Genomic DNA, 25,536 nt, shown 5'->3' with positions numbered 1-25,536 from the left:
GCCCAGAGAAGACTAGTGTTGGCGGACGTGCGTAGAGCGAAGATTGTTTGCACTCTTGGTCCAGCGACCGACTCGCCGGAGCGGCTGCGGGAACTGATCGACGTCGGCATGGACGTCGCCCGGTTCAACCTCAGCCACGGCAGCCACGCGGAGCACGAGGAACGGTATCTGCGAGTGCGCAAGGCGGCCACCGAGGCCGAGCGCAACGTGGGCGTCCTCGTCGACCTGCAGGGCCCGAAGATCCGCCTCGGCGAGTTCGCCGGCGGGTCGGCCGAGCTGGAGGTCGGCCAGACGTTCACCATCACGGTCGAGGACGTCGAGGGCACGGCCGAGCGTGCGTCCACCACCTACAAGGGCCTTCCCGGCGACGTCGCGGCCGGCGACAGCGTGCTCATCGACGACGGCCGGCTCGCGCTGGACGTCACCGAGGTCACCGACACCGACGTCGTGACCACCGTCGTCATCGGCGGCAAGGTCTCCAACCACAAGGGCCTCAACCTGCCCGGCACCGCGGTCAGCGTGCCGGCGCTGTCCGAGAAGGACATCGAGGATCTGCGCTGGGGGCTGCGCATCGGCGCCGACATGATCGCGCTGTCGTTCGTCCGGTCCGCGTCCGACGTCGACGACGTCCACCGCATCATGGCCGAAGAGGGCGTGCGGCTGCCGGTCATCGCGAAGGTCGAGAAGCCGCAGGCGGTCGAGAACCTCGCCGACATCGTCGACGCGTTCGACGGCGTCATGGTCGCCCGCGGCGACCTCGGCGTCGAGCTGCCGCTGTGGGACGTCCCGCTGGTGCAGAAGACCGCCGTCGAGATGTGCCGCCGGCGGGCCAAGCCGGTCATCGTCGCCACCCAGATGCTCGACTCCATGATCACCAACCCGCGGCCCACCCGCGCCGAGACCTCCGACGTCGCCAACGCGGTGCTCGACGGCGCCGACGCCGTCATGCTGTCCGGCGAGACCAGCGTGGGGGCCTATCCCATCGAGACCGTCCGGACCATGGCGAAGATCGTCGAGACCGTCGAGGAACACGGCCTCGAGCGCATCCCGCCGCTGGGCACCAAGCCGCGCACCAAGGGCGGCGCCATCACCAAGGCCGCGGTCGAGACCGGCGTCCTGCTGGGCGCGAAGTACCTGGTCGCGTTCACCCAGAGCGGCGACTCCGCGCGCCGGATGGCCCGGCTGCGGCCCGGTATCCCGCTGCTGGCGTTCAGCCCGCTGAGCGCCACCAGGCACCAGCTGGCGCTGTCGTGGGGCATCGAGGCGTTCACCGCCGAGCACGTCGACCACACCGACGAGATGGTCAAGCAGGTCGACCGCATGCTGCTCGAGCAGGAGCGCTGCCGCCGCGGCGACCTCGTCATCATCGTCGCCGGCTCGCCCCCCGGCATCCCCGGCTCCACCAACGCCATGCGGGTGCACCGCATCGGCGACGCCGTCGGCAAGGTCGCGCCGGCGTACCACTGACGCGGACGGGTGTGCGGCCGGCCGGCGTCGTCAGGCGTTGGCCGGCTGCAGCACCTCGTCGAGCTGGCCCTCCTTGGCCGACTCGACGATGATCCGGAACTGGGCCAGGCTCATTTGCACGCGCTGGCCGAAGTCGTCGGTGATGACGACCCGGCGCTCGGGCGGTGCGTTGTGGTCCAGGAACAACTCCGGACACCCGCAGTCGCAGTTGCCGCAGAACGTCACGATGTGCTGCAGACGGTCCATGGGCGGCCTCGTTTCTCGCGTTCGAAAGTCCAGCAGCTCCGATTCGGACGGTAACCGAAGCGGCCGATCATGAACAGTCTTGTTCGCGATTGTCACGACGAGTAAAATCACGCGGGGCCGATAGCGGGGAATCCGTCCGAGTTCGCCCCGGGTTAGGCTGGTCCGTGACCATCAGCCAGGCTTTGTTGTCGTTCTCCGTCGTCGCCGCGCTGCTCACCGTCATCCCCGGCATCGACACCGCGCTGGTGCTGCGCGCCGCCGTCAGCCGCGGCCGCGCGCACGCCGTCGCCGCCGCGCTGTTCTTCTTTTCCCTTGTGGGTCTCGCCGCCGTCTAGGACCTGGCGGTGGCCATTGGCTAGTCCCGGCGCCGGCTGCCTGGCGTGGGGCGTCGCCGCCGCCGTGGGCGCGTCGGCATTGCTGGTCGCGTCGGAGACGGCGTACCGGGTGCTCACGCTGGCCGGCGCGGTGTACCTGATCTGGCTCGGCGTCCACCTGCTGTGGACGAGCCTCCGGCGGCGCGGCGACTCCGAGGACGCGGTGCTGCCGGAGGAACCGTCCGGCCGCGGCTCGCTGTGGGTCTCGTGGCTGACCGGACTGGGCACGAACATCCTGAATCCGAAGATCGGCGTCTTCTATGTCGCGACCATTCCGCAGTTCATTCCGGACGGCACGTCGCCGCTGCTGATGGGAATTGCGCTGGCGGTCGTGCACAACCTCATCGGAATGCTCTGGTTCGCGTTCGTCATCACCGGCGCCGGATTCATGGCGCGCACCCTCGGCCGGTCCCGGTTCGCCCGCGTGGCCGACCGCGTGACGGGCGTCGTGCTGGTCGGCTTCGGGTTGCGGCTGGCGCTGCAGCACCGCTGACGCCGTCATTCGGCCCGCACACGACCTATTCGGACGCGGTATAGCGCTGGCGCAGCGCCGACGGCAGCCGCGCCGCCACGGTCAGGCCCCAGAGGGCGGCCAGCACCGCGACGACCGCCGAGATGAAGGCCGCTTCGGTGCCGGGCACGCCGTCGAGCGCCTGGCGCACGCCTTCGGCTCGGTCGGGGCCGAGCGCGAGGGCAGCCCCGGCACCCGCACCCGTGGTGATGCCGGCGAGTAGCGGCGCCCGGCAGGTCAACCAGGCCGCTCGGCGCTGCCCGAAGCGCTCTCGCGCGTGTTCGGCCAGGTCGATCGTGACGTGGAGAGTCAGGTAGCCGACGACGAGTACGCCACAGACGAGCCACCCCGTGCCGACGCCCGCGGAGCAGTCGGCGGACGACGCGCTGCACAGCGACGCCGAGCCGAGCAGCGTCACGGCGGCCCAGGTCGTGAAGGTCAGCAACGCTGACACCAGCAGACGTGGCGTGAGGCGTCCTGGAGCCCGGCCCGGAGCGAGCCCGGTGATCCGGGATCCCTTGTCGGCCACGTGGTCCGTGGGTGTCGGTGGACGCCGCTACGGTAGGTGCGGTGAGAGTCGCCACGTGGAACGTCAACTCCGTCAAGCAGCGCATGCCGCGGCTGTTGCCCTGGCTCGACCAGCGCCAACCCGATGTCGTCTGCCTGCAGGAGACCAAGCTCGCCGACGACCTCGTCGAGGAACTGCTCGGCGCCGAGCTGGAGAAGCGCGGCTACCAGGCGGCCTACCACGGTGAGGCGCGCTGGAACGGCGTCGCGCTGTTCTCCAAGGTCGGCCTCGACGACGTCGTGCTGGGGCTGCCGGGCGGGCCGGGCTTCCCGCATCAGGAGGCCCGCGCCGTCTCCGCCACGTGCGGGGGAGTGCGGGTGCACTCCGTCTACGTGCCCAACGGCCGCGAGCCCGACTCCGAGCACTACGCGTACAAGCTGGAGTGGCTGGCGGCGCTGCGCGCCCAGGTCGTGGCCGGCCCCGACGCCGTCATGGTGTGCGGCGACATGAACATCGCCCCCGCCGGCGCCGACGTGTTCGACCCCGACGCCTACGCCGGGCAGACCCACGTCACCGAGCCCGAGCGGGCCGCCCTGGCCGGCCTCCAGTCCGCCGGCCTCCACGACGTTGTCCGCGACCGGTGGCCGACGCAGCGGGTGTTCACGTACTGGGACTACCGCGCCGGCATGTTCCACAAGGACCTCGGCATGCGCATCGACCTCATACTCGCCAGCGCCCCGGTCGCCGACCGGGTCGCCGCCGCCTGGGTCGACCGCCACGCCCGCAAGGGCACCGGCCCCAGCGACCACGCTCCGCTCATCGTCGACCTCGACACCGCCCCTGACGGCGACATCGGCCCGGTCGTGCCCCCGCCCTCCGCCGCCGTCCCTCGTCGCGGCTCGGTCAAGCTGCCCCAGTCGAAGTGACCGGTCGCCCTGCTGCGCGCAGATCCAGCGTCCGGCTCGGTTTCGAGTTGTGGCGAATACATGTTCGAAATATAATGATGGAGTGCCGTTGAACGTGTTGAGGCGCCTCTAGATCGTCGCCTGCGCTTGAGAAGGGTCCGCTGCCGTGTCGCCTGTGAACACCCTCGAAGCGGTCCCCGCCGGGCTGGCGACGATGCGGCCGGGTGCCGAGCTGAGTGCGGTGCTGGCGGAGATCCCGGTGCGGCGGGTCAGTGGGCACGACACGGTGGACGTGATGGCCGCGGCGTATCGGCAGGTGTGTCATGCGCAGGGGGTGTTCCTGCGGGCGCTGCTGGAGACTGGGATGCGCCGGCCGCATACTCCGGAGGGTGTGTCGCGGCTGGAGAGCCCTGGCGAGTTCGCCGCTGAGGAGGCCAGGGCGGCGCTGATGTGGTCGCGCCGCCGCGCCGACAGCACGTTCGAGTTCGCCTGGCAGGTGCACGAGCGGCTGCCGATGCTGGGTGAGGCGATGGAGGCCGGCGTCCTGGACGAGCCGCGGGCACGTGCGTTCGTCCACTGGACCATCGGACTGGACGACGACCACGCCGCTCAGGTGATCGCCGCCCTGCTGCCGGTCGCGGCCGGGTTGCTGGTCGGTGTGCTGATCGACCGGATCAAGCGGGCGGCGATCGCGATCGACCCCGGCTGGGCCGAGCGCCGTTACCGGGCCGCGGTCAAGGGCCGCCGAGTCGAGGGATCGCGCAACGACGACGGCACCGCGAACCTGCACGGGCTGGACCTGCCGATCGATCGGGCCGCCGCGGCGTGCGACCGCATCGACACGCTGGCACGGGCCTGCAAACACGCCGGTGACGCCCGGCCGATCGACCACATCCGCGCCGACCTCTATCTCGGCATGCTCGACGGCACCTTCGACGCGCTCGCCGAGAACCAGATCATCGACCACGTCCTCGCCCACCCCGTCGTCGACTCGGCGGAGCGGGAGCAGGGCACCACCGCTGGCGGCCACTCCTGTGACGGCGATCGCGGCGACGGTGGCCGCCCGGCGGCTGAGACCGCGCTGGACCGGCGAGCAGCCGATGGGGCGGTGACAGCGGGCACGACGGACACGACTATGACCCCTGGACCGGGTGGCCCGGCCGCTGCCGGCGCTGCGCCGAGCGGGTGGTGCGTTCGGGAGCTGCGCGTCGAGGTCGCCGCCATGCTCGGGTTGAACGAGCATCCCGCCGAGATCGTCGGCTGGGACTTCGTTCCGGCATCACAGGCCCGGCCCCTCCTCGCGTCGATGCGCGGTGCGGAGTGGCGCTGGGTGATCTGCGATCACGACGGCCGCCCGATCGACGGCGGCGTCACGCGCCTCCGACCGACCCCTGCCGGCAGCGGAGCGCCGACGCTGGCAGGCGTGCCCGGCCGCGGCCGTTCCGCGATCGTCGAGCTGCAGCTGAAGGCCGGCGAACTGCCTGAGCTCATCGCGGTCGGCCTCGAGCGCGGCTGGGACGCCGTGCTCGCCGATGTCGCCGCACAGCACGCCACCGGCGAAGCCGACGACGTCCCGCCGGACGACCCGCTCCGGCGTCGCGCGCGATCCCGGCTGCGACGGACGGTGCAGATCCGCGACCGGTACTGCACCCACCCGGCCTGCCGGGCTCCGGCCACGCGCGGCGACCAGGACCATGCTCTCGACCACGCAGCCGGCGGGCCGACGGACGAGGCGAATCTCGGCTCGTGTTGCCGCCACGATCACCGGCTCAAGCACGACGGAGGCTGGGGGCTCACCCGATCTGCGCCGGAGCTCACGGTGTGGACGAGTCCGCTCAGGCATACCTACACGAACCGGCCTCCGCCGGTCATGCCCACGCTGCCCGGCGCCGCCGACCCGGCGGAGATCCCGCCATTCTGACGGACGCGGTCGTGCGGCCTGGCACGGCAGTGGGTATCGTCGCGGTGCGTGACGACACCGACAACCCTGCCGATCGCGCTGCGGCCGGTCGTCAGTGAGGTCTCCGAGATCACGGACGCGTTCTGCGCTGATCATCTTGACGACGATTATGCGCAGCTGAGTCGCCGCCTCGTCGAGACCCTCGCGCGGAAGCGGCCGTCGCCGCTGGCGCGCGGCGATCGGCGGATCTGGGCGGCGGGCGTGGTGTACACGATCGGACGGGTGAACTTCCTGTCCGACCCCGCCCAGCGTCCGCACCTGCGCACCGACGAACTGGCCCGGCTGTTCGGCGTGAAGCAGGCGACCATGGGCAACAAGGGACGTCTGATCATGGACCTGCTCCGGATCGGGGTGATGGATCCGCAGTGGACGAGACACGACATGATCGAGAAGAACCCCATGGCCTGGCTGGTCCAGCTGAGCAACGGTTTCGTCGTCGACGCTCGGACCTTGCCACAGGACCTCCAAGAGGAGGCAGCACGGCTGGGCCTGATCCCTTACGTTCCTGGGCAGGCGTGATCACCCGTCCAGTTGCCAGCCGGCGTCGACGGCGATGGTCTGGCCGGTGACGGCGCGGGCGGCGGGGCCGCAGAGGAAGGCGATCAGCGCGCCGACGTCGTCGGGCTCGAGCAGGTCGCCGAGCAGCGGTTGCTTGGCCGCCACCCACTCCGCCAGCGCCGGGTCCTCGCTGACCCGGCGGGCCAGCGGCGTGCGCACCAGCCCGGGCGCGACGCAGTTGGCCCGCAGTCCGCTGGCCGCACCGGCCGCGGCCAGCGCCTTCGTCAGCGACACCAGGCCGCCCTTGGCCGCCACGTAGGCGTGGCTGCGGAACGGCCCGCCGCCGCCGGTGAGGCCGAGCACGCTCGACACCGTCACGATCGCCGCGCCTGGTTGCGCGGTCAGCGCCGCCCAGGCGGCCCCCGCGGCCAGGAACGCGCCGCGCAGGTTCACCGCCAGGACGGCGTCGAAGGCGGCCGCGTCGGCCGCCTCGACCGGGCCGTCGCCGGCGGAGCTGCCGGAGATCCCGGCCGAGCAGACCAGCGCCCGCAAGGGGCCGGCCGACGCGACGGCGGCGCGCAGCCCGGCCTCGTCGGTGACGTCGGCGATCACGGAGCGGACCCCGGTCAGGGGCGACGGGCGCAGGTCGAGGCTGGTCACCATCCAGCCGTCGGCCAGCAGGGCGGCGCACGTGGCCGCGCCGATACCGGACGCGCCGCCGGTGACGAGGGCCTGTGGCTCAGCCACGGGTGGCGGCGTAGAGGCGCTGGAGCCGCTCGAGGCGCTGGCCGGCTCGGTCGTGCTCGCTGGGGTCGGGTTCATGCCGCCGTCCTGTCCGCAGGTGCTCGATGGCGAGGACGCGTGCCTCGCCGCTGTCCTCGCCCGCCGCCAGCATCGCGTCGCCCACCGCGGCCCCGGCAGCGCCGTCGCCGGACGCCACGGTGACGGGCAGCCCGGTCGCGTCGGCGATCGCCTGACACCACAGAGCCGACCGGGCCGGCCCGCCGACCGCCACCAGCGCGTCCGGCGTCGCCCCGGCCGACCGCGCGGCGGCGAGGTTGTGCGCGATCGCCGACGCCGTGCCCTCGACGACGGCGCGGGCCAGCGTGCCCGGCCCGGCCGCCAGCGACAGCCCCGCGAACACCCCGCGCGCCGCCGGGTCGGCGACCGGGTGCAGCTCGCCGGCCAGGTAGGGCAGGAAGTCGACGCCGTCGGCGCCGGCGGGTTCCGCCGCGGCCAGCGCCAGCAGCTCGTCCACCGGGCGCCCGAGCAGCCCGGCCAGCCACCGCAGCGCCGCGCCGGCCGTCGCGTTCGAGCCGGACAGCAGGTCGAGTCCGTCCAGCACGTGCGGGAACCGCAGCACCGGCACCGGCCCGTCGCCGCCGGCCGGGACCGCCACGCCCAGCACCGCCGCCGACCCCAGGCTGAGGAAGCCGTCCGCCGGGCCGGTCACCCCAGCGGCCAGCGCCGCGCTCGACGTGTCCTCGCCACCGGCCACGACCAGGCAGGACGTGCTCAGCCCCAGGTCCGCGGCCGGTCCCGGCCGCAGCGACCCGACGACCGACGTCGACGACGCGAGCTGCGGCAGGCGGTCCTGGTCCACCCCGGCCGCCGCCAGCCCGCGGGCGGACCACCCCCGTGCTGCCACGTCGTACAGGTCGGCGATCCCGGCGTCGGAATGCGACTGCCACGCTTCGCCGGTCAGCCGACGCAGCAGATACCCGCTGGCAGAGGTGAACACGGCGGCCGCCTCGGACGCCGCCGGAGCCTCGGCCCGCAGCCAGCCCAGCTTCGCCGCCACGTTCCACGCCCCGTGCGCCGCATCCGAGCGCCACGCGACGGAGGGAACAGCCGCGCGCTGGTCGAGGTGGATGAGGGCCGGGAACACCGGCACCCCCGCGCCGTCCAGGGCGACCAGCGCGGCGCCCTGTCCGCTGACCGCGATCGCCGTCACGTCACGCCCGGCCACCCCGGCCGAGGCCACCGCCGCGCGCACGGCCGCCATCACGGACGTCCACCATGCCGCCGGGTCCTGCTCGGCCCAGCCCGGCCGCGGCACCCTGGTCGGGTGCTCCGCCGAGCCTGACCCCAGCACCCCGGAACCCGGCGCGAACACCACCGCCTTCGCCGAACTGGTGCCGACGTCGACGCCGATGACGGGGCCGGAGCGCATCAGGCTCCCGGCCGCGCCGTGCGCCGGCGGAACTCGGCGTAGTACTCGCGCAGGTTGGCCCGGGCCGACTCCTGGTCGGTGAAGTGCGGGCTGCCCAGCACCAGCGGCTTCGCGCCGCGCGCCACGATGCCCTCGGCCACCAGGTAGTTGAGGTTGTGCACGATGGTCGTGGTGGCCAGCGTCGACGTCGGCGAGACCGGGTAGTCCGCACCCTCGACCTGGATCGACGCGTCGCCGGGCGGGGTGCAGTTGTCGATGACGATGTCGGCCACCTCATAGAGATGCTGCCCGGACGGGTGCCGCGACGGCACGGACGAGGAGTGCCCGACGCTGGTGATGGCCACGACTCGAAGCCCCCGCGTCTGCAGCCCCAGCGCCACCTCCACCGGCACGTTGTTGATCCCCGTGGACGAGATGACCAGCGCGGCATCGCGCGCAGGGTCGAACACGTAGTTGTCCAGCAGCACCTCGCCGAAGCCGTCCATCCGCTCCAGGAACAGCGACTGCGCGAGGCCCATCGTGCCGACGACGTTGGTGTAGTACGACAGCGACATCTCCACGATCGGGTGGTAGCCGACGATCGACCCGATGCGCGGGAAGATCTCCTCGACGCCCATGCGGGAGTGGCCGGCGCCGAACAGGTGCACCAGCCCGCCCGCGGCGATCGAGCCGGCGAACAGGTCGGCCGCGGCCCGGATCGGCTCCTCCTGCGTCTGCTCGATGCGGTCGATGATCTCGCGGGCGACGGCGGCGTAGCGAAGGCTCATGCGGGTGGTGTCTCCATCCGGTCCAGTACACGGCGTGGGTTGCCGACCAGCACCTGGTCGATGTGGTCGTCGGTGAGCCCGGCCTTGCGGAGCAACGCCGGGAACGATTCCATCAGATTCGCCAGCCCCGGGCCGCCCCCATAGGCATGCCAGTAGGTGCGGCGGGCGAGATCCTGGCCGAGCACGACGTGCTCGAGATGACCGCGCGAGGCCAGCGAGGCCACCAGGTCGGCGATGTACTCGTCGGGACGGCGGTCGTGCCGGCCCATCCAGTCCAGGCAGACCGACGCCCCCGCGGCGCAGAGCTCGGCGAGCGCGGACACAGACGCGTGCCGGTCCATGTGCCCGAACACGATCGACGACGGCGGCACGCCGCACCCGGCGAGGATCGACAGCTGGACGTCGGCCGAGCCGGCGTCGTCGGTGTGCGTCAGCACCGGCAGCCCGGTGCGCACCTGCGCGTATCCCGCGGCCTCGACCAGCCGCAGCTCGGTCGGCGTCGGCACCGGCCCGCTGGTGGCCACCTTGATCGCCCCGGGCCGCGCCTCGAGACGCTGCACCAGCGGCCCGCCGTACCCGGAGACCTCCAGGCCCTCGGTGAACTCGGAGACCAGCAACTCCACGATCGACTCGACGGAGTACGTGTGCACCCAGTGGTCGGCGGCGTAGTAGCGGTCCTTGTGGAACCCGGTCGTCGCGATGACGACGGCGCCGGTCCGACGCGCGATCTCGACCAAGCCCCGCGCGTCGCGGCCCACGCCCAGCGGCATGCAGTCGACCAGCGCGGCGCCGCCGGCGGCGAGGAACTCGCCCACCTCGGCGACCGCGGCGTCGACGGAGTCCAGCGCGAAGTCAGGCTCCAGCACGATCGGCAGCCCGCCGCGGATCAGCAGGTGCTCGTGGCAGTCGGTGCGGCCCAGCTCGGCGGCCGGGATCTCGCCCAGGACGGTGACGATCAACTCGGAACTCTCCCAGCGACGGACGGACGTCAGAACCGGACCGGCTCGTGCACCTTGCGCTCGACCAGCGGCCGGACGAGGTCGGCGCGCAGCACGGCGCGGGCCGCCTCGGCCGGCACGTCGCGCGCGTCGAACGTCGTGCGCAGCAGTAGCAGCGCCGGCGACCCGGCCGGACGCTCCAGCGACTCGGCCTCGTACGTGGTGAGCAGCACCGGCTCGAACGACTCGACCGCACGCTCCAGCACGACGCCGTACTCCGTGCGCAGCGCCTCGTACAGGCTGCGCTCGGTGAGGTCGAGCGCGTCGAGGCCGGGCAGCCGGGTCAGCGGCAGCCAGGTGCGCTCGACCATGAACGGGACGCGGTCGGCCAGCCTGAGCCGCTCGATGTGCAACACGTCGGCGCCGACCTCGACGTCGAGGTCGCGGGCGGTCGACGGCGACGCCGGGACGACCCGCTCGTCCAGCAGCCGGGTCGAGACCGCCTTGCCGGACGCGCGCAGCGACTCGACGATCGAGAAGTGGCCGAGCAGCGACTGCTCCAGCCGGCGCGGTGCGACGAAGGTGCCGCGGCCCTGGTGCCGGAGGATCAGCCCGGACCGCTCGAGGTCCTCCAGGGCCTCGCGGACCACCGTCCGGCTCACCTGGTGCTGACCGGCGAGGTCCCGTTCGGGTGGCAGCCGGTCGCCGACCTTCCAGCGGCCGTCGAGGATCTGCGCCTCCAGGGTGGCCGCGAGCTGTTGTGCCAGCCGGGTCAGCAACCCTCACCTCCGAACGACTAGACCAATTGTCTGGCCGCGAACATTACGCCCGGGAAACTGCTCCGTCAAGAGAGAACCAATTGAGCTGCGACAATATCGATCTGTAACGGTTCAGAAATGTGTCCTTGACCACGTTCACCCTCCCGCGTACAGTCGCCGCCACAACCAATCGAACCACTGCGCAACCAATCGAGGGCAGGCGATGACGGATCGGGAACTGACCGCCGAGGTGGTGGTCGCCGGCGGCGGGTCGGCCGGCGCCACGGCGGCGACGGCGGCGGCCCGGGCGGGGGCGGACGTGCTGCTGATCGACGCCAACGGCTTCCTGGGCGGCACCGGTGCGGCCGTGCTCGACACGTTCTACGGCTTCTTCACCCCGGGTGCGACGTCGCGGAAGGTGGTCGGCGGCATCGGCGACGACGTGCTGGCCGGCCTGGCCGCCGTCAGCCGGACGATCTACCGGCCGAACTCGTTCGGCGCCGGCACCGGCGTCACCTACCACCCCGAGTACCTCAAGGTCGTCTGGGAGCGCCTGGTCTCCCGAGCGGGCGCCCGCATCCTGCTGCACGCGCGCATCGTCGACGCCGACGTCACCGACGGCGTGGTCCGCGCGGTCACCGTCGCCACCAAGCAGGGGCTGCTGCGCGTGCGCGGCGACGTCTTCGTCGACGCGTCCGGCGACGCCGACCTGTGCCACTTCGCCGGCTTCGGCTACGAGCTGGCCGGCGTGCAGAGCCCGGCGCAGACGCTCACCACCACGTTCAAGATGGTCAACGTCGACCTCGCCCGCCGCGCCACCGTCAGCCGCTCCGACCTGGAGGCGCTGATGCGGACCGCCGCCGCGAGCGACGACTACGCGCTGCCGCGGCTGGAGGGCAGCGACCACCGCGCCGCCGTCGAGGGCATGACCGCGACCATCATGACCCGGCTGCCGTCCGCCGAGGAACGGGCCGGCGCTGTCGTCACCGCCACCGACCCCGAGCTGCTCTCCGAACGGGAGCGGCAGGGCCGCGAGCAGGCGCTGGAGTACGTCCGGTTCCTGCGCGACCGCGTCCCCGGCTACGAGCGCGCCGAGCTGGCGTCGTTCAGCAGCCAGATCGGCGTCCGCGAGACCCGCCGGATCCACGGCGACTATCGGCTCGACCGGGCCGACGTCCTCGCGGCCACCCAGTTCGACGATCAGATCGGGCTGTGCGGGGCCCCGATCGAGGACCACCACGACGGCGCCGACACCGCGTGGCAGCACATCCCGGACGGGGGAGTCGTCGGCATTCCCGTCCGGACCCTCGTTCCCCGGGACGCCGTCAACGTCCTCGTCGCCGGGCGCTGCTTCTCCGCGACGCACGCCGCCCACGCGGCCGTGCGCTCGATGGCGCAGTGCATGGCGATGGGGCAGGCGGCGGGCGAGGCGGCGGCCGCCGCCCGCGACCACGGCGAGGTCCGGAAGGTCGACGCGGCGTGGCTGCGCGGCCGGCTCCGCGACCAGGGCGCGATCGTCGACTCCGACGGTGCGGTCGCCGTGGACCACAACCTTTCCTACGAACGGAGTTGGAGATGAGTCGCACGACGAGGCGGGTGTACGCGCTGCTGGCCGGCGCGGTCCTGCTGACGGCCGCCGCATGTTCCGGCGGTGGCGGCGAGGGGGACGACGACGGGGGCGACGAGGCCCAGAGCGCGGACAGCCTGACGCTGCTGACGCCGGCCGCGCCGAGCTCGGCCGGTGGTCAGGTGCTGCGCGAGGTCATCGAGCAGTTCACCGACGAGACCGGCATCGAGGTGCAGGTCGAGGTGGCCGGCGAGGACCTGCCGACGGTGTTCGAGACCTCCGTCGCGGCCGGCCAGCAGGCCGACATCGTCCACATCAACCCGGTCGACAAGCCGCTGACCTGGATCGACAACGAGGTGGTGGTCCCGGTGGGCGACTACCTCGACGAGTGGGGGCTGACGAATCGGCTGTCGCCCGGCGCGATCGAGGAGTGGACCCGCGAGGACGGCCAGATCCAGGGCTTCCCGTTCGAGGGCTACCAGTGGCCGGTCTGGTACAACACCGCGCTGCTCGACCAGGCCGGCGTCACCGAGATCCCGGAGACGACGGACGACCTGATCGCCGCGGCCGAGGCGCTGCGCGCGGCCGGCATCCAGCCGTTCGCCATCGGCGGCAACGACTGGAGCGGGCAGAAGCTGTTCTTCCAGGTCGCCCAGGCCTACCTCGACCCCGACGCCGCCCGCGAGCTGTTCACCAACGGCGGCTGGTGCGCCAGCCCTGAAACCATGCAGGGCATCGAGCTGTTCACCCAGCTGCGTGACGCCGGCGTGTTCGTCGACGACGCCGAGGGGTTCGAGGCGCAGAGCATGGTGGCCCAGTTCATCTCCGGCGAGGCGGCCATCATGTCGGCCGGCTCGTGGGAGTTCGCCCAGGTCCCGCCCGAGCTTGTCGACAGCATCCAGCTGGCCGGCCTGCCGGTCCCCGACGGTGGCGCCTACGAGCGGCCGACGGCCTACCAGGGCACCTCGAACGGCTTCTGGATCAGCCAGAACGGCGCGGACAAGATCGACGCCGTCCGCCAGTTCATCGAGTTCATGTACCGGCCCGAGACGGTGACGGCGTTCGTCGACGAGGCCCAGACCACCACGGCACTCGTCACCGATGCCGCCGACCTCGGCGACGGCCAGCCGCTGCTCACCCAGGTGCAGGCCGACCTGCCCGCGTCGGTCGACTACGCGGTGCTGCCGGACCGCTGGATCCCCGGCGCGATCAGCCAGAGCGTCATCCGCGAGACGGCGGTCGCGTTCACCGACGGCACGTCGGCGGACGACATCTGCGCCGCGCTGGACACCACCTACGGGAGCTGAGCGTGACCACGCTGGTACAGGCGCCGCCGGGCGCGCCAGGTCCGGCCCGCGAGACCGCGCGGAGGTCCCGGCACAGGGACACCCCGATGGTCCTCGCGCTGCCGGCGTTCCTCTGGTACCTGGTGTTCCTCGTCGGGCCACTGGCCAGCGTCTTCGTCGTCAGTCTCACCAACGCGACCACCCTGATCGCGCCGCGCGAGTTCGTCGGCCTGGAGAACTTCCAGACGATGTTCGCCGACGACGTGTTCTGGACGGCGGTGCGCAACACCGCCGTCCAGATCGGCGTGGTCGTGCCGGTCATGGTGGTGCTCGGGTTCATGCTCGGCTACTACCTGTTCCTGCGGCCGCCGCTGGCCGGGCTGCTGCGGATCCTGTTCTTCACGTCCGCGCTGCTGTCGGTGGCCACCAAGGCGATGGTGTTCTACGCGATCCTCGCGCCGGACGGGCTGGTCAACCAGGGTCTGGACGCGATCGGCCTGGACACGCTGGCGCGCAACTGGCTGGCCGACCCGTCGACGACCCTGCCGGTGATCATGGCGGTTGACCTGTGGTCCGGCGTCGGGTTCCTGGCCGTCCTGTTCGGTGCGCAGCTCACCGCGTTGCCGTCCGACGTCATCGAGGCCTCCCGCATCGACGGGTGCGGCCACTGGAGGTCGATGTGGCACGTCGCGTTCGGGATGATCCGCGGCTTCGTCGGGATCGTCGCGATGCTGCAGTTCCTGTGGACGCTGTTCCTGTCGGCGGCGACGGTGCTGCTGCTGACGTCCGGCGGGCCGGGCACCAGCTCGGTGACGCTGTCGTACCTGGTGTACGTCAAGGCGTTCCAGCAGTCCGACATCGGCTACAGCCAGGCGGTCGGCGTGGTGCTGTTCGTCGCCGGCCTGGCCGGGGCGGTCGCGATCCGCTCGGCGCTGCGGAGCCGGGTATGAGGCGCGCGAGTCCCGGGCTGTTGGTCAGCCACGTGCTGGTGTGGGTGTACGCGCTGCTCCTGGCGCTGCCGCTCTACTACCTGCTGATGTCGTCGTTCAAGGACAACACCGAGATCTTCACCAACGCGTTCGGCCTGCCGGAGAGCTGGTCGTTCGAGAACTACCGGCTGGCCTGGGAGTACGTGTCGCTCGGCCAGGGCCTGACGAACTCGCTGCTGGTGACGCTGGCCGCCGAGGTGCTGGCGCTGCTGGTCGTGGTGCCGGCGGCGTACGCGCTGGCGACGAACTCCGGGCGGCTGGGGCGGCTGGTGGAGCGGTCGCTGGCGCTGGGCTTCCTGATCCCCGGGTTCGCCGCGCTGGTGCCGACGGTGCTGCTGGCGATCTGGCTGGACCTCTACCAGACCCGCACGTTCCTCGTCCTGTACTACGTCGGCACGTCGGTGCCGCTGTCGGTCGTGCTGATCACGCAGTACATGCGCACGATCCCGCGCGAGCTGGAGGAGAGCGCCCGGCTCGACGGCGCCAACCGGCTGCAAGTGCTGGGCCGCATCTACGCGCCGCTGGCGATGCCGGCCATCGCGACCGTCATGCTGCTGACCTTCATCAACATCTGGAACGAGTACCTGATCGCGCTGGTCGTGGCCGGTCCGTCGACGGACGTGCGGACGGCGCAGGTGGCGCTGCCGACGCTGGTGACGAACGTGTCGGCCGAGTACGGCCTGCTGACCGCCGGCACGGTGAACACGCTGCTGCCGATCTACGCCGTCTATCTGCTGCTGCGCCGCCGCATGGAGAACGCGCTGGTGGCAGGGGCGATGAAGGGATGAGGGTGGACCACTCGCTCACGGTGGGCCAGACATTGACGGTGGCTCGGCACAGCCACGCCCTGTCCGTCGACCTGGCGACCGGGGCGGCGCGCCTCGGCCCAGCGGATCGGTCGGTCTGGTCCGGGACGCTGTACCCGTCGCTGTGGGCGGTGCTGCCGGACGGGTCGCGCGCGCTGCTCCCGGTGCGGGGAACCTCGGTGTCCGACGGCGGCCGGGTCGCACTCTCGCTGGGGCCGGCCGGTTCCGGGGAGGCCGTCTGGGCCGAGACCGACGATGGGCTCGACCTCGCGACGTTGTCCCTCGACCTGGCCGAGGGCGTGCGGATCGTCGACCTGTGGTTCGGCGCGTCGCCTCTGACGGACGACCAGCGGGTGGCGGCGCCGGCGGACCTGCCGTTCTGGCCGGACTGGCGGGCCGGCGGCGTGTGTGTGCCGAGCGGCCGGCCGGCCCCGGCGGCCAGCTTCTTCCGCAGCTGGGACCTCGGCCAGGCGACGGTGCCGCTGGGCGCGTTCGGCCCGGCCGTCGGCAGCCCGTACGCGGCGGCGTTCCCGCGCCCCTTGTACGCGGCGGCGTTCGGCGACGACCGCGGCTGGCTGCTGGCCGGCGCGGGGTCGGTCCCCGACGCGGCGCTGACGCTGGAGGCGCGCTCGGCGAACTTCGGGCTGCGCTGGTCGTACCGCGAGGACCTCTGGGGGGCCGTCTCCGGGCCGCGAAGCTGGGTCAACCCGTTGCGGCTGACCTGGGGCGACACCGCCTGGGACGCGTACGACCGGTACTTCGCGTCGTTCGCCGGCGACGCGCCGGACCGGGAGCGGTCGCCGCACGCGGCGCTGAGCGTCTGGAACACCTGGGGCGACTTCCGCTCCGGCACGCACGACCTGCCGGCCGCCGCGAAGGCCGCCGCCGACCTCGAGTGCGCGGCGCTGGTGCTCGACGACCAGTGGGAGAGCATGGTCTCCAGCGGCGTCCCGCACACCGGGCGGTTCCCGAACTTCGCCGCCGACCTCGACGCCTCCCGCTCGGCCGGTCTGGCCGTGGGCTTCTGGCAGTCGGTCGGCTGGATCGACGACCCGGGCGCCGTCGGCCTCACCGACGACGACCTGCTGCGCGGCGCCGACGGCCGGCCACGCCGGGCGAACTGGGCACAGGACCCGCGCGACCCCGCGCAGCACTGGTGCCTCGACCCCAGCTCGCCGCGGACCCGGGCGTTCCTCGCCGAGCGGACCGAGGCGCTGGTCCGCGAGCACCGTCCGGCCGTGCTCAAGCTGGACTTCGGCTACGGCCTGCCCGGCCCCGACGTCGCCGTCCCGGCCGACCCCAGGCTGCGCGGCGAGCGGCTCAGCCAGGAGCTGCACCGCATCGTCGCCGAGGCCGCCCGCCGCGCCGACCCCGACGTCGCGATCCTGGTCTACGGGCTGCACCCGCTGCACCTGGCGCTGGCCGACGTCGTCGCGCTGGACGACATGGGCGATCACGGCGCCGCCCACGAGGGCGCCGGGCACCGGCACTGGAGCGTCTGGGCCGCGCTGGCCGGGACCGGCGGCGTCACCGTCAACGGCTCCAGCGGCTACGACTGGGCGCAGGACGACGAGGTGCTGCTGGACACCGCCGTGCTGGGGGCGCCGGGCGCGGTGCTGCCATTGCTCTCGTCGAACCCATCGCCGGCCGCACGACAGCTGGCCCGGCGGCGGGCGCTGAACCGCTGGCACCGTCGCACCCGGACGTGGCGGCCGCTGTGGCTGAGCTCGTCCGTCGGGTCGCTGACGGCCGAGCCGGACGTGCGCAGCTGGGGCCGGCTCGAGAACGGCGTGCTCACGGCGCTGTGCCTGCGCGACGGCGCCGCGCCGCCGGAGCTCGCCTACACCGGCCGCTGGGCGCTGATCGCTCAGGACGACGCCGACCTCCGCTCGGGCATGGGCCGGGCCGCCGCCGTTTCCGTCGCCGCCGGCACGCTGCGGCTGCCGTGCCCCCGTCCGCCCGCCGCCGTGGCGCGCTGGGCCGAGGGCCGCGCGGCCGCCGCCGACCCCGTCTGGCACGACGGCGTCCTCGAGCTGACCGCCACCGACGACGACCTCGACTCCGGACTGGAGGGCTGGACCGTTGACCACGCCTGAGACCACCTCCACGCGGGGAGGACGTCGCGGCCCCTTTTGCAATGAGCACCAATACGCACCACCCCGGCCCGGTGCGTATAGGTGCTCATTGCAAAAAGGCGCAGAAAGTGACGGTGACCTGCGATGACGGACGGGACGATCGGCCGGCCGAACCCGCGCCTGGACGGGGCCACCTGGCTGGGCGCCAACTACTGGTCGGCGGCCGGCGGGCCGTTCATGTGGCGGACGTACGACGACGCCGTCGTGCGCCGCGAGCTGCGGGTGCTGCGCGACCACGGATTGGAGCTGACCAGGTCGTTCCTGTTCTGGCCGGACTTCCAGCCTGCGCCGGACGTCGTCGACGACGTCTTCTGTGAGCGCTATCAACGCTTCCTCGACGCGTGCATGGAGGAGGGCGTGCGGACCATCCCGACGTTCCTCGTCGGGCACATGTCCGGCGAGGACTGGGACGTCGTGTGGCGGCACGGGCGCGACCTCTACACCGACGGGTTCATGCTCGGTCAGCAGGCGTTCTTCATCGCCGAGACGGTGCGCCGGTTCGGCGCCTCGCCGGCGGTCGCGGGCTGGCTGATCTCCAACGAGTTCACCAACTACGCCGGCACCGCCGCGCCCGACGACGTCCGCGCGTGGGCGATCGTGTGCACGCAGGCTGTCCGGGCCGGCGGGTCGGACCTGCCGGTGTCGCTGGGCGACGGCGCATGGACGAAGGAGCTGTACGGCACCGACAACGGGTTCCGGCTGCGCCGCCAGCTCGACCTCGTCGACTTCGCCGGGCCGCACAGCTACCCGATGGGCGACGACCAGGCGCGGGTGCACTGGGCGGCGGCGCTGGCCTGCGAGCTGTCGCACTTCGGCCCGCCGGTCGTGCTGGAGGAGTTCGGGGTGCCCAACGCGCTCAGCTCCGAGGCCAACGCCGCGCACTTCTACCGGCAGGCGCTGCACGCGTCGCTGCTGGCCGGCGCGACCGGCTGGATCGCCTGGAACAACACCGACTTCGACCTGCCCGAGCAGGACCCGTACCGGCACCACCCGTTCGAGCTGGGCTTCGGGCTGACCACGCCCGACGGCACGCCGAAGGCGCCGCTGCTCGAGCTGCGCGACTTCCGGGCCGCGCTCGACGCCGTCGACGTCGCGCGCTGCCGCCGCACCGACACGGCGACGGCGATCGTCGTGCCGTCGTACCTCGACCTGCACCCGCGCATCCCCGACGCCGACCGCCGCTGCATCACTCCGATCACCGAGCACGCCTACCTCGCGGCCAAGGTCGCCGGCCTCGCGCCCGCCGTCGTCCGCGAGGAGTCGCTGGACCCGGCCGACCGCCCGCGGCTGGTGCTCGTCCCGTCGAACAAGCTGCTGACGGCGCCGACGTTCGACCTGCTGGACGAGTGGGCGGGGCGGGGGAGCCATGTGTACCTGTCCTGGTTCGCCGGCGTCAGCGGGGCGCACCGCGGCTCGTGGTGGCCGGACGTCGACGGCGTCACCGGCGCGCGGCACACGCTGCGGTACGGGCTGCGCGAGCCGGTCGACGACGTCGTGCGGTGGCAGGTCGAGGAGCCGTTCGGCGACCTCGTCGCGGGGGAGACACTGACGTTCCCCGTCGCCGGCACCGACCAGGCCCGGGCGATGTTGCCCTTGGCGGAGCCGGAGGGCGGCGGCACCGTCGTCCTCGCCCGCGACCAGCGCGGCCGCCCCGCGCTGCTGCGTCGCACCGTCGGCGTAGGGGCCGTCTACGTCGGCACCTACCCCGTCGAGTACTTCGGCTCGGCCCGCCCCGACGCCCACCGCGACGACCACGTCCACCGGCTGTACCGCGCGCTCGCGCACGCGGCCGGTGCCAGACCCGAGGTCAGCGTCGACGACTCGCGCGTGGTCGTCGACGGCCTGACCCACGAGACCGGCCGGCGCTTCGTCTGGCTGGTCAACCTCTCGCCCGACGACGTCACGGCCGAGCCCGTGGTGCCCGCGAGCCACCGGCTGACCGGCGTCCTGGACCAGGCGGACCTCACCACCACGGTGACGCTGCCGCCGTTCGGGGTGGTGATAGCCGAGCTCTTGACGCCGTAGGGAGAGCGGGGGAATCGGATCTCGACACACAGTGAGGTGAGGATCGATGAGGCTCAGATCCCTCATGACCACCGTGCTGCTGGTGGTCACCACCCTGCTCGCGGCGCCCGTCGCGACGCAGTCCGCCAACGCGAACACGTTGGAGACGTTCACGCTCCCCGGAGCGGACGCCAACGGCGACATCAACCACGCGAACATCGTCACGGCCTTCCCGTCCGTCGACTGGGAGACCCTCGACCGGCTCTACATCCCGGCCGGTCAGTACCGCTCCATCCACCTCGGCGGGTTACCGGACCGCGACGCCGACCGGCCGCTGGTCATCACGAACAGCGGCGGCCAGGTCCGCGTCGGCGGCGAGAACCACCCGTACGTCTTCGCCGTCAACGGCGGCCGGAACTGGGTCCTGACCGGCCGCTACGACGCGGCCGCGCAGACCGGCCACACGAGCTACCGCGGCCACGCCGACGGCGACTGGGCCGACAGCCAGGACACCTACGGCATCGTCGTCGACGACGAGTTCAGCCGCCAGGGCGGCATCGGGCTGTCCGTCAGCAGCGGCGCCAGCCACTTCGAGCTGGACATGATCGAGATCCGGCGGCTCGAGTTCGCCGGGCTGATGATGAAGACCGACAACACCGGCGCGGCGACGATGCGCAGCGTCCGGGTGCACGACCTCTACATCCACGACACCGGCGCCGAGGGCATCTACATGGGCAGCACGCAGGCCCAGCCGCAGCACATCTTCGAGAACGTCGAGATCTACAACAACCGCGTGCTGCGCACCGGCACCGAGGCGCTGCAGGTGGGGCAGGCGGGCGACCAGATCGCCGTCCACCACAACGTGTTCGGCCCGGCCGCGACGCGGTGGCGCTCGGCGTTCAGCCACTGGCAGGACGGCAACATCCAGTGGGGACAGCGCTACGGCAGCGCGGCCTTCCACGACAACGTCGTCATCGGCACCGGCGACCTGTTCATCGAGTTCTTCCCGACGACGGTGAGCGGCGACCCGTACTGCCCGTCGGACACCGTCACGTTCGAGGACAACTACTTCGCCGACACCTCGTACGGCGGCGTCTTCACCCACGCCGGCGGCACCGGCGTCGACGTGGAGTTCACCGGCAACACGTGGCGCGGCTTCAACTTCAATTACAACGAGGTCTACCCGAACGTGACGGCGCCGGCGGACATGTTCAGCCCGGGCGACACCACCTCCGTCACGCATCGCTGGACCGACAACGTCATCGACGGGCCGCCGCTGCAGGCGACGTCGCGGCCGAACGTCACCGACACGAACACCACCTACGCGACGGTGCCGCGGGTGCAGTTCCGCGACTTCATGGGCAGCTACCTCGACCAGGACTACCGCCGGCTGGAGTGGTGGACCGACCGCGAGACGCTGCAGGACGGCCAGCCCGTCATGGTCTACGACGAGGGCGACGTCGTCGTGCACGGCGGCACCCTCTACGAAGCGCTGGAGGACAACCAGGAGGTCCCGCCTGGTTCAAGCACGGCTGTCTGGCAAGCGCTTCCCCAACCGTCTGACGACGTCAGGCTCACCGCGGCGTCGCCGCACGCGGGCGTCGGGGTCGGCGACAACGTGACCGGCTACCTGGTGCCCGACCCGGATCCCGTCGTGCCGTCCGGCCAGATCGTCGGCATCGCCAGCAAGTGCGTCACCGTCGAGAACGGCAACACCGCGAACACCACGCCGATCGAGCTGGAGCCTTGCGGCGCCGGCGCGTCGCAGACCTGGTCGCTGCCCGGCGACGGCTCGATCAGGGCGCTGGGCAAGTGCCTGGACGTGCAGTGGGGCCTCACGCCCAACGGCACGGTCATCCAGCTCTACGACTGCATCGGCAGCGGGTCGCAGCAGTGGGTCGAGCAGACCGACGGCGAGCTGTTGAACCCGCAGTCAGGCAGGTGCCTGTCCACCACCGGCGGCTCGTCCGCGAACGGCACCCGGCTGATCATCTGGGACTGCCTGACGAGGGCCGACCAGGTCTGGGCGCTGCCGTAGCTCTCACCGTCCGTCCCGACATTCACGAGGAGGTGCGATGACCACCTGGGACCGCTTGAGGCGGGACCGAGCGCTGCTGCTGATGGCGGTCCCAGGCATCGGCCTGCTGCTGGTCTTCTGGTACCTGCCGCTGCTGGGCAACGTGGTCGCGTTCCAGGACTACCTGCCCTACATCGGCATCGCCGACAGCCCGTTCACCGGGCTGGAGAACTTCCGCCGGCTGTTCGAGGACCCGCGGTTCTGGGACGCCCTGCAGAACACCCTGGTGCTCGCGTTCTGCCAGCTGGTGCTGCTGTTCCCGGTGCCGATCGCGCTGGCGCTGCTGCTGAACTCGGTGCTCTCGCCCGGCGTGCGCAAGCTGGTGCAGAGCGTGCTCTACCTGCCGCACTTCGTGTCGTGGGTCATCGTCGTGGCGCTGTTCCAGCAGGTGCTCGGCAACGCCGGCGTCGTCAACCAGTTCCTGCGCCAGCACGACCTCGGCACGTTCGAGCTGATGACCAACCCGGACCTGTTCGCCTTCCTCGTCACCTCGCAGGTGATCTGGAAGGAGGCCGGCTGGGGCACGATCATCTTCCTCGCGGCGCTGTCGACCATCGACGAGTCGCGGTACGAGTCCGCGGCGGTCGACGGCGCCGGGCCGTGGCGGCGGCTGTGGCACATCACGCTGCCGGGGATCCGGCCGATCATCGTCCTGCTGCTGATCCTGCGGCTCGGCGAGGTGCTGTCGGTCGGGTTCGAGCAGATCCTGCTGCAGCGCGACGCCGTCGGCGCGGCCGCCGCCGAGGTGCTGGACACGTACTCGTACTTCTACGGCGTCGTCGGCGGCGAGTGGGGCGTCGCGGCCGCCGCCGGCCTGTTCAAGGGGGTCGTCGGGCTGGCGCTGATCCTGGCCGCGAACCGGGTCGCGCACGCCCTCGGAGAGCAGGGGGTGTACTCCCGTGAGCGGTAGCCGCATCATGCGCCCGATCTGGATGGAGCGGCCGTCCGTCGCCGGGCAGGTGTCGAAGGCGGCCGTCCTGGTCGCGGTCTGCCTGCTGGTGGCGTTCCCGTTCCTGGTCATCGTCTCGACCAGCCTGTCCAGCGCGGAGACGCTGGACCAGACCGGCGGCTACGTCGTGTTCCCGACGTCGCTGGACTTCTCCGCCTACGAGGCGATCCTCAGCGGCGGCATCGTCACCCGGGCCGTGCTGGTGAGCGTCGGTGTCACCGTCGCCGGGACGGCGGTCAGCCTGGTGGCCACTGTCCTGCTGGCGTACGGGCTGAGCCGGCGCGGCTCGTTCGCGCACCGGACGCTGCTGGCGATCGTCCTGCTGACATTCCTGTTTCCGCCCGGCGTCATCCCGAGCTACCTGGTGGTCAAGGAGCTCGGCCTGCTCGACACGTACGCGTCGCTGGTGCTGCCGACCGCGGTCAGCGCGTTCAACGTCGTCATCATGCGCGGGTTCTTCATGAACGTGCCGCAGGAGCTGCTCGACAGCGCCCGCATCGACGGCGCCGGCGAGTGGCGGGTGCTGCTGACCATCGTGCTGCCGCTGTCCAAGGCCGTCCTGGCGGTCATCGGGCTGTTCTACGCCGTCGCGTACTGGAACGCCTTCTTCACCGCGATGCTCTACCTCAACGACACGGCCAAGTGGCCGTTGCAGCTGCTGCTGCGGACCTACGTGCTGGGCGGCTCGACGCTCGGCGGGTCCAGCTCGTTCGACCCCGGCGGGGCGGCGTCGCTGCCGCCCGTGCAGTCGGTGCAGATGGCGGTCGTCGTCATCGCGCTCGTCCCCATCCTCTGCGTCTACCCCTTCCTGCAGCGGCACTTCGCCACGGGCGTCCTCACCGGCGCCGTCAAGGGCTGAGCCGCTTCTCTCGTTCCTGGAGGACCTCATGAACCAGTCGATCAGCCGCAGGTCGATCCTGCGCAGCGCCCTCTTCGGCGCCTCGGCGGCCGCGTTGGGCGGGCCGTTCCTGGCCGCCTGCGGATCATCCGACTCCGGGTCGGGCTCCGGCTCCGGCTCCGGCGACGGGTCCAGCGCCGGCAGCGGCCCCGTCGACCTGCCGTCGTACCGGCCGGCCCGCTACGTCGAGCCGGACCTGCCCGGCAGCGCCGACGGCGTCCAGGACGGCTACCTGCGCTTCCCGACGCAGCTGCAGCGGTCGGCCGAGGACCTGCCGACCGGCTGGAACACGCTGACGTCGCTGGTGCTGACGTACGACCCACCGCCGCCCCGCCGCCGGCGACAACGCCTACTGGACGGCGGTCAACGAGCGCATCGGCGGCGAGCTGGCGCCGACGATCGTCCCGCAGGCGGACTACCGGGAGAAGTTCAACGCCGTCATGGCCGGCAACGACATCCCCGACACCGTCCTGCTGACCGGCGACCAGTTGACCATGCCGCGGCTGCCGGACCTGCTGGACGCCCGGTTCGCCGACCTGTCCGAGTACCTGTCCGGCGACGCCGTCGAGGCCTACCCGAACCTCGCGAACATCCCGACCTACGCCTGGCGCGGCGCCCGCGTCGACGGCCGGCTGTGGGGCGTCCCCGTCGAGCAGCAGGTGCTGACGAACGTGATGATGGCGCGGGTCGACCTGCTGTCGTCGATCGGGGTGGCGCCGGCCGACGTCAAGACCACCGACGACTTCACCGACCTGTGTGCGGAGCTGACGGCGCCGTCGTCCGGCCGCTGGGCGATGGGCCCGTTCGGGCCGACGATGATGCTGCTGTTCTGGGCCGCGTTCGGGGTGCCGAACAACTGGCGGCAGGAGCCGGACGGCACGCTGACGAAGGACTGGGAGACCGACGAGTACTTCGCCGCCGTCGAGTACCACCTCGAGCTGTCCAAGCAGGGCTACTTCCACCCCGACTTCACCGGGTACACGGTCACGCAGGCCAAGCAGGCGTTCTCGTCCGGGACGACGGCGCTGTACATGGACGGGCTCGCGGCCTGGCGCGGCTTCGTCGAGCAGGAGCGGCGCAGCGTCGACGAGATCGGCGTCATGCTGCCGTTCGCGCTGCCCGGCGCGGACCCCGTCTTCCACGTCGCCTCGGGGATCTTCGGCATCACCGCGCTGCGCCAGGACGATCCCGCCGTCGTGCAGGACCGGCTGAAGCTGCTGGACTTCCTCGCCGCGCCGTTCGGGACGGAGGAGTGGTTCCTGCTCAACTACGGCGTCGACGGCGTGGACCACGAGATGACCGGCGGGCTGCCGGTGCTGACGGACAAGGGGATCGAGGAGATCCGGACCATGTTCAAGTTCATCGGCGCGCCGCCCGGGGTGATGTTCAGCGGGCAGTCGCCGCAGTGGGTCGAGGCCCAGCACGCGTGGGAGTCCGCGGTCATCCCGGCGACCATCCCGGACCCGACCGTCGGCGTCTACATCGAGCCGGTCGAGGACACCACGGGCGCGCTGCAGGCCGTCTACGACGCGGTCGCCGACGTCACGGCCGAGCGGATCTCGATCGACGACTTCCGCGCGATCACCGAGAACTGGACCGAGAAGATCGGCAACGAGACCCGCGAGCGGCTGCAGGAGGCGATGGGGTGACGGCGCGCGGGCCGCGGAAAGTTGTCGTAGGAACGGCCGTGTTCGGCGGCGGCCGGCCGTTCCCGGGCGTG

General features: G+C 72.0%; 23 protein-coding genes. 16 read left to right on the top strand and 7 right to left on the bottom strand.

Features of this window, described 5'->3' with window-relative positions; all coding sequences use genetic code 11:
* The first annotated feature begins 27 nt into the window (after positions 1-27).
* Entirely contained in the window at positions 28-1,467 is a 1,440-nt protein-coding gene (gene pyk, locus BLV05_RS24505) for a pyruvate kinase (protein WP_046772804.1), read from the top strand.
* A gap of 30 nt (positions 1,468-1,497) precedes the next feature.
* On the opposite strand, the gene BLV05_RS24500 is transcribed toward pyk, so the two are convergent.
* On the bottom strand, positions 1,498-1,713 hold the full coding sequence (locus BLV05_RS24500; protein ID WP_046772778.1) for a hypothetical protein: 216 nt from the start codon (positions 1,711-1,713) through the stop codon (positions 1,498-1,500).
* A gap of 164 nt (positions 1,714-1,877) precedes the next feature.
* On the opposite strand from BLV05_RS24500, the gene BLV05_RS37130 reads away from it, so the two are divergent.
* Together BLV05_RS37130 and BLV05_RS24495 are read left to right on the top strand one after the other, a co-directional pair.
* Positions 1,878-2,048, top strand: coding sequence for a hypothetical protein (locus tag BLV05_RS37130; protein WP_197683298.1), 171 nt, complete (start codon positions 1,878-1,880; stop codon positions 2,046-2,048).
* 16 nt (positions 2,049-2,064) lie between these two features.
* The gene (locus BLV05_RS24495) at positions 2,065-2,580 is read left to right on the top strand and encodes a LysE family translocator (RefSeq protein ID WP_197683297.1); all 516 of its coding nucleotides are present in this window, start codon (positions 2,065-2,067) and stop codon (positions 2,578-2,580) included.
* A gap of 25 nt (positions 2,581-2,605) precedes the next feature.
* Here BLV05_RS24495 and BLV05_RS24490 read toward each other — a convergent pair whose 3' ends face one another.
* Positions 2,606-3,127 carry a hypothetical protein gene (locus tag BLV05_RS24490; protein WP_152691122.1) on the bottom strand — a complete coding sequence of 174 codons (522 nt, stop codon included), beginning with the start codon at positions 3,125-3,127 and terminating at the stop codon, positions 2,606-2,608.
* A 41-nt stretch (positions 3,128-3,168) separates the two neighbouring features.
* On the opposite strand from BLV05_RS24490, the gene BLV05_RS24485 reads away from it, so the two are divergent.
* The 3 genes from BLV05_RS24485 (at position 3,169) to BLV05_RS24475 (ending at position 6,490) form a co-directional block, all read left to right on the top strand.
* Positions 3,169-4,032 carry an exodeoxyribonuclease III gene (locus tag BLV05_RS24485; RefSeq protein ID WP_082155833.1) on the top strand — a complete coding sequence of 288 codons (864 nt, stop codon included), beginning with the start codon at positions 3,169-3,171 and terminating at the stop codon, positions 4,030-4,032.
* A 154-nt stretch (positions 4,033-4,186) separates the two neighbouring features.
* Positions 4,187-5,932 (top strand): HNH endonuclease signature motif containing protein, encoded by a 1,746-nt coding sequence (locus BLV05_RS24480; protein ID WP_052763171.1) that lies wholly within the window; start codon positions 4,187-4,189, stop codon positions 5,930-5,932.
* 48 nt (positions 5,933-5,980) lie between these two features.
* Positions 5,981-6,490, top strand: coding sequence for a DUF6398 domain-containing protein (locus BLV05_RS24475; RefSeq protein ID WP_046772780.1), 510 nt, complete (start codon positions 5,981-5,983; stop codon positions 6,488-6,490).
* Here the strand turns inward: BLV05_RS24475 and BLV05_RS24470 are convergent, their stop codons facing one another.
* Genes BLV05_RS24470 through BLV05_RS24450 form a run of 5 tightly spaced genes read right to left on the bottom strand, consistent with a single transcriptional unit; the run spans position 6,491 to position 11,126 of the window.
* On the bottom strand, positions 6,491-7,216 hold the full coding sequence (locus tag BLV05_RS24470; protein ID WP_046772781.1) for an SDR family NAD(P)-dependent oxidoreductase: 726 nt from the start codon (positions 7,214-7,216) through the stop codon (positions 6,491-6,493). It abuts the gene before it with no gap.
* On the bottom strand, positions 7,209-8,642 hold the full coding sequence (locus BLV05_RS24465) for a xylulokinase (RefSeq protein ID WP_052763172.1): 1,434 nt from the start codon (positions 8,640-8,642) through the stop codon (positions 7,209-7,211). Before BLV05_RS24465 ends, BLV05_RS24470 begins: the two co-directional genes overlap by 8 nt.
* Positions 8,642-9,409 carry a sugar isomerase domain-containing protein gene (locus tag BLV05_RS24460; protein ID WP_046772782.1) on the bottom strand — a complete coding sequence of 256 codons (768 nt, stop codon included), beginning with the start codon at positions 9,407-9,409 and terminating at the stop codon, positions 8,642-8,644. The genes BLV05_RS24465 and BLV05_RS24460 overlap by 1 nt, the downstream gene beginning before the upstream one ends.
* Entirely contained in the window at positions 9,406-10,368 is a 963-nt protein-coding gene (locus tag BLV05_RS24455; protein WP_046772783.1) for a phosphotriesterase family protein, read from the bottom strand. Before BLV05_RS24455 ends, BLV05_RS24460 begins: the two co-directional genes overlap by 4 nt.
* Before the next feature lie 29 nt (positions 10,369-10,397).
* Positions 10,398-11,126 (bottom strand): GntR family transcriptional regulator, encoded by a 729-nt coding sequence (locus BLV05_RS24450; protein WP_052763173.1) that lies wholly within the window; start codon positions 11,124-11,126, stop codon positions 10,398-10,400.
* Positions 11,127-11,328: 202 nt separating this feature from the next.
* Between BLV05_RS24450 and BLV05_RS24445 the strand changes: the two genes are divergently transcribed.
* The 10 genes from BLV05_RS24445 to BLV05_RS24400 all read left to right on the top strand — a co-directional run bounded on the left by BLV05_RS24445 (position 11,329) and on the right by BLV05_RS24400 (position 25,465).
* Entirely contained in the window at positions 11,329-12,684 is a 1,356-nt protein-coding gene (locus BLV05_RS24445; protein ID WP_046772784.1) for an FAD-dependent oxidoreductase, read from the top strand.
* Positions 12,681-13,979, top strand: a complete 1,299-nt coding sequence (locus BLV05_RS24440) for an ABC transporter substrate-binding protein (protein ID WP_046772785.1) — start codon at positions 12,681-12,683, stop codon at positions 13,977-13,979. Before BLV05_RS24445 ends, BLV05_RS24440 begins: the two co-directional genes overlap by 4 nt.
* Before the next feature lie 2 nt (positions 13,980-13,981).
* A complete protein-coding gene (locus tag BLV05_RS24435) occupies positions 13,982-14,908 on the top strand; it encodes a carbohydrate ABC transporter permease (protein WP_046772786.1) in 927 nt (308 codons plus the stop codon).
* Positions 14,905-15,735 carry a carbohydrate ABC transporter permease gene (locus tag BLV05_RS24430; protein ID WP_046772787.1) on the top strand — a complete coding sequence of 277 codons (831 nt, stop codon included), beginning with the start codon at positions 14,905-14,907 and terminating at the stop codon, positions 15,733-15,735. The genes BLV05_RS24435 and BLV05_RS24430 overlap by 4 nt, the downstream gene beginning before the upstream one ends.
* 2 nt (positions 15,736-15,737) lie before the next feature.
* Positions 15,738-17,849, top strand: coding sequence for an alpha-galactosidase (locus BLV05_RS24425; RefSeq protein WP_046772788.1), 2,112 nt, complete (start codon positions 15,738-15,740; stop codon positions 17,847-17,849).
* Positions 17,850-17,972: 123 nt separating this feature from the next.
* Positions 17,973-19,913 carry a glycoside hydrolase 5 family protein gene (locus tag BLV05_RS24420; RefSeq protein ID WP_046772789.1) on the top strand — a complete coding sequence of 647 codons (1,941 nt, stop codon included), beginning with the start codon at positions 17,973-17,975 and terminating at the stop codon, positions 19,911-19,913.
* Positions 19,914-19,959: 46 nt separating this feature from the next.
* Positions 19,960-21,930 (top strand): ricin-type beta-trefoil lectin domain protein, encoded by a 1,971-nt coding sequence (locus tag BLV05_RS36670; protein WP_152691123.1) that lies wholly within the window; start codon positions 19,960-19,962, stop codon positions 21,928-21,930.
* 37 nt (positions 21,931-21,967) lie between these two features.
* Entirely contained in the window at positions 21,968-22,879 is a 912-nt protein-coding gene (locus tag BLV05_RS24410; protein ID WP_082155836.1) for an ABC transporter permease, read from the top strand.
* Between the two features lie 7 nt (positions 22,880-22,886).
* Positions 22,887-23,777, top strand: a complete 891-nt coding sequence (locus BLV05_RS24405) for a carbohydrate ABC transporter permease (protein ID WP_046772790.1) — start codon at positions 22,887-22,889, stop codon at positions 23,775-23,777.
* Positions 23,778-24,190: 413 nt separating this feature from the next.
* Positions 24,191-25,465 (top strand): extracellular solute-binding protein, encoded by a 1,275-nt coding sequence (locus BLV05_RS24400; protein WP_082155837.1) that lies wholly within the window; start codon positions 24,191-24,193, stop codon positions 25,463-25,465.
* The last annotated feature ends 71 nt before the right edge of the window (positions 25,466-25,536 follow it).

It is taken from the genome of Jiangella alkaliphila, assembly GCF_900105925.1.
GTDB classification, from domain to species: Bacteria; Actinomycetota; Actinomycetes; order Jiangellales; family Jiangellaceae; genus Jiangella; species Jiangella alkaliphila.
Note: the sequence above shows the minus strand (reverse complement) of the source record. Positions and strands in the feature narration are given on the sequence as shown.

Bases quoted from the DNA above. Each gene is read 5' to 3' on its own strand.
- BLV05_RS24410 (WP_082155836.1), top strand. From the start codon at position 21,968: ATGACCACCTGGGACCGCTTGAGGCGGGACCGAGCGCTGCTGCTGATG.
- BLV05_RS24420 (WP_046772789.1), top strand. From the start codon at position 17,973: ATGACGGACGGGACGATCGGCCGGCCGAACCCGCGCCTGGACGGGGCC.
- BLV05_RS24460 (WP_046772782.1), bottom strand. From the start codon at position 9,409: ATGAGCCTTCGCTACGCCGCCGTCGCCCGCGAGATCATCGACCGCATC.
- BLV05_RS24405 (WP_046772790.1), top strand. From the start codon at position 22,887: ATGCGCCCGATCTGGATGGAGCGGCCGTCCGTCGCCGGGCAGGTGTCG.
- BLV05_RS24500 (WP_046772778.1), bottom strand. From the start codon at position 1,713: ATGGACCGTCTGCAGCACATCGTGACGTTCTGCGGCAACTGCGACTGC.
- BLV05_RS24445 (WP_046772784.1), top strand. From the start codon at position 11,329: ATGACGGATCGGGAACTGACCGCCGAGGTGGTGGTCGCCGGCGGCGGG.
- BLV05_RS24440 (WP_046772785.1), top strand. From the start codon at position 12,681: ATGAGTCGCACGACGAGGCGGGTGTACGCGCTGCTGGCCGGCGCGGTC.
- BLV05_RS24430 (WP_046772787.1), top strand. From the start codon at position 14,905: ATGAGGCGCGCGAGTCCCGGGCTGTTGGTCAGCCACGTGCTGGTGTGG.
- BLV05_RS36670 (WP_152691123.1), top strand. From the start codon at position 19,960: ATGAGGCTCAGATCCCTCATGACCACCGTGCTGCTGGTGGTCACCACC.
- BLV05_RS24465 (WP_052763172.1), bottom strand. From the start codon at position 8,642: ATGCGCTCCGGCCCCGTCATCGGCGTCGACGTCGGCACCAGTTCGGCG.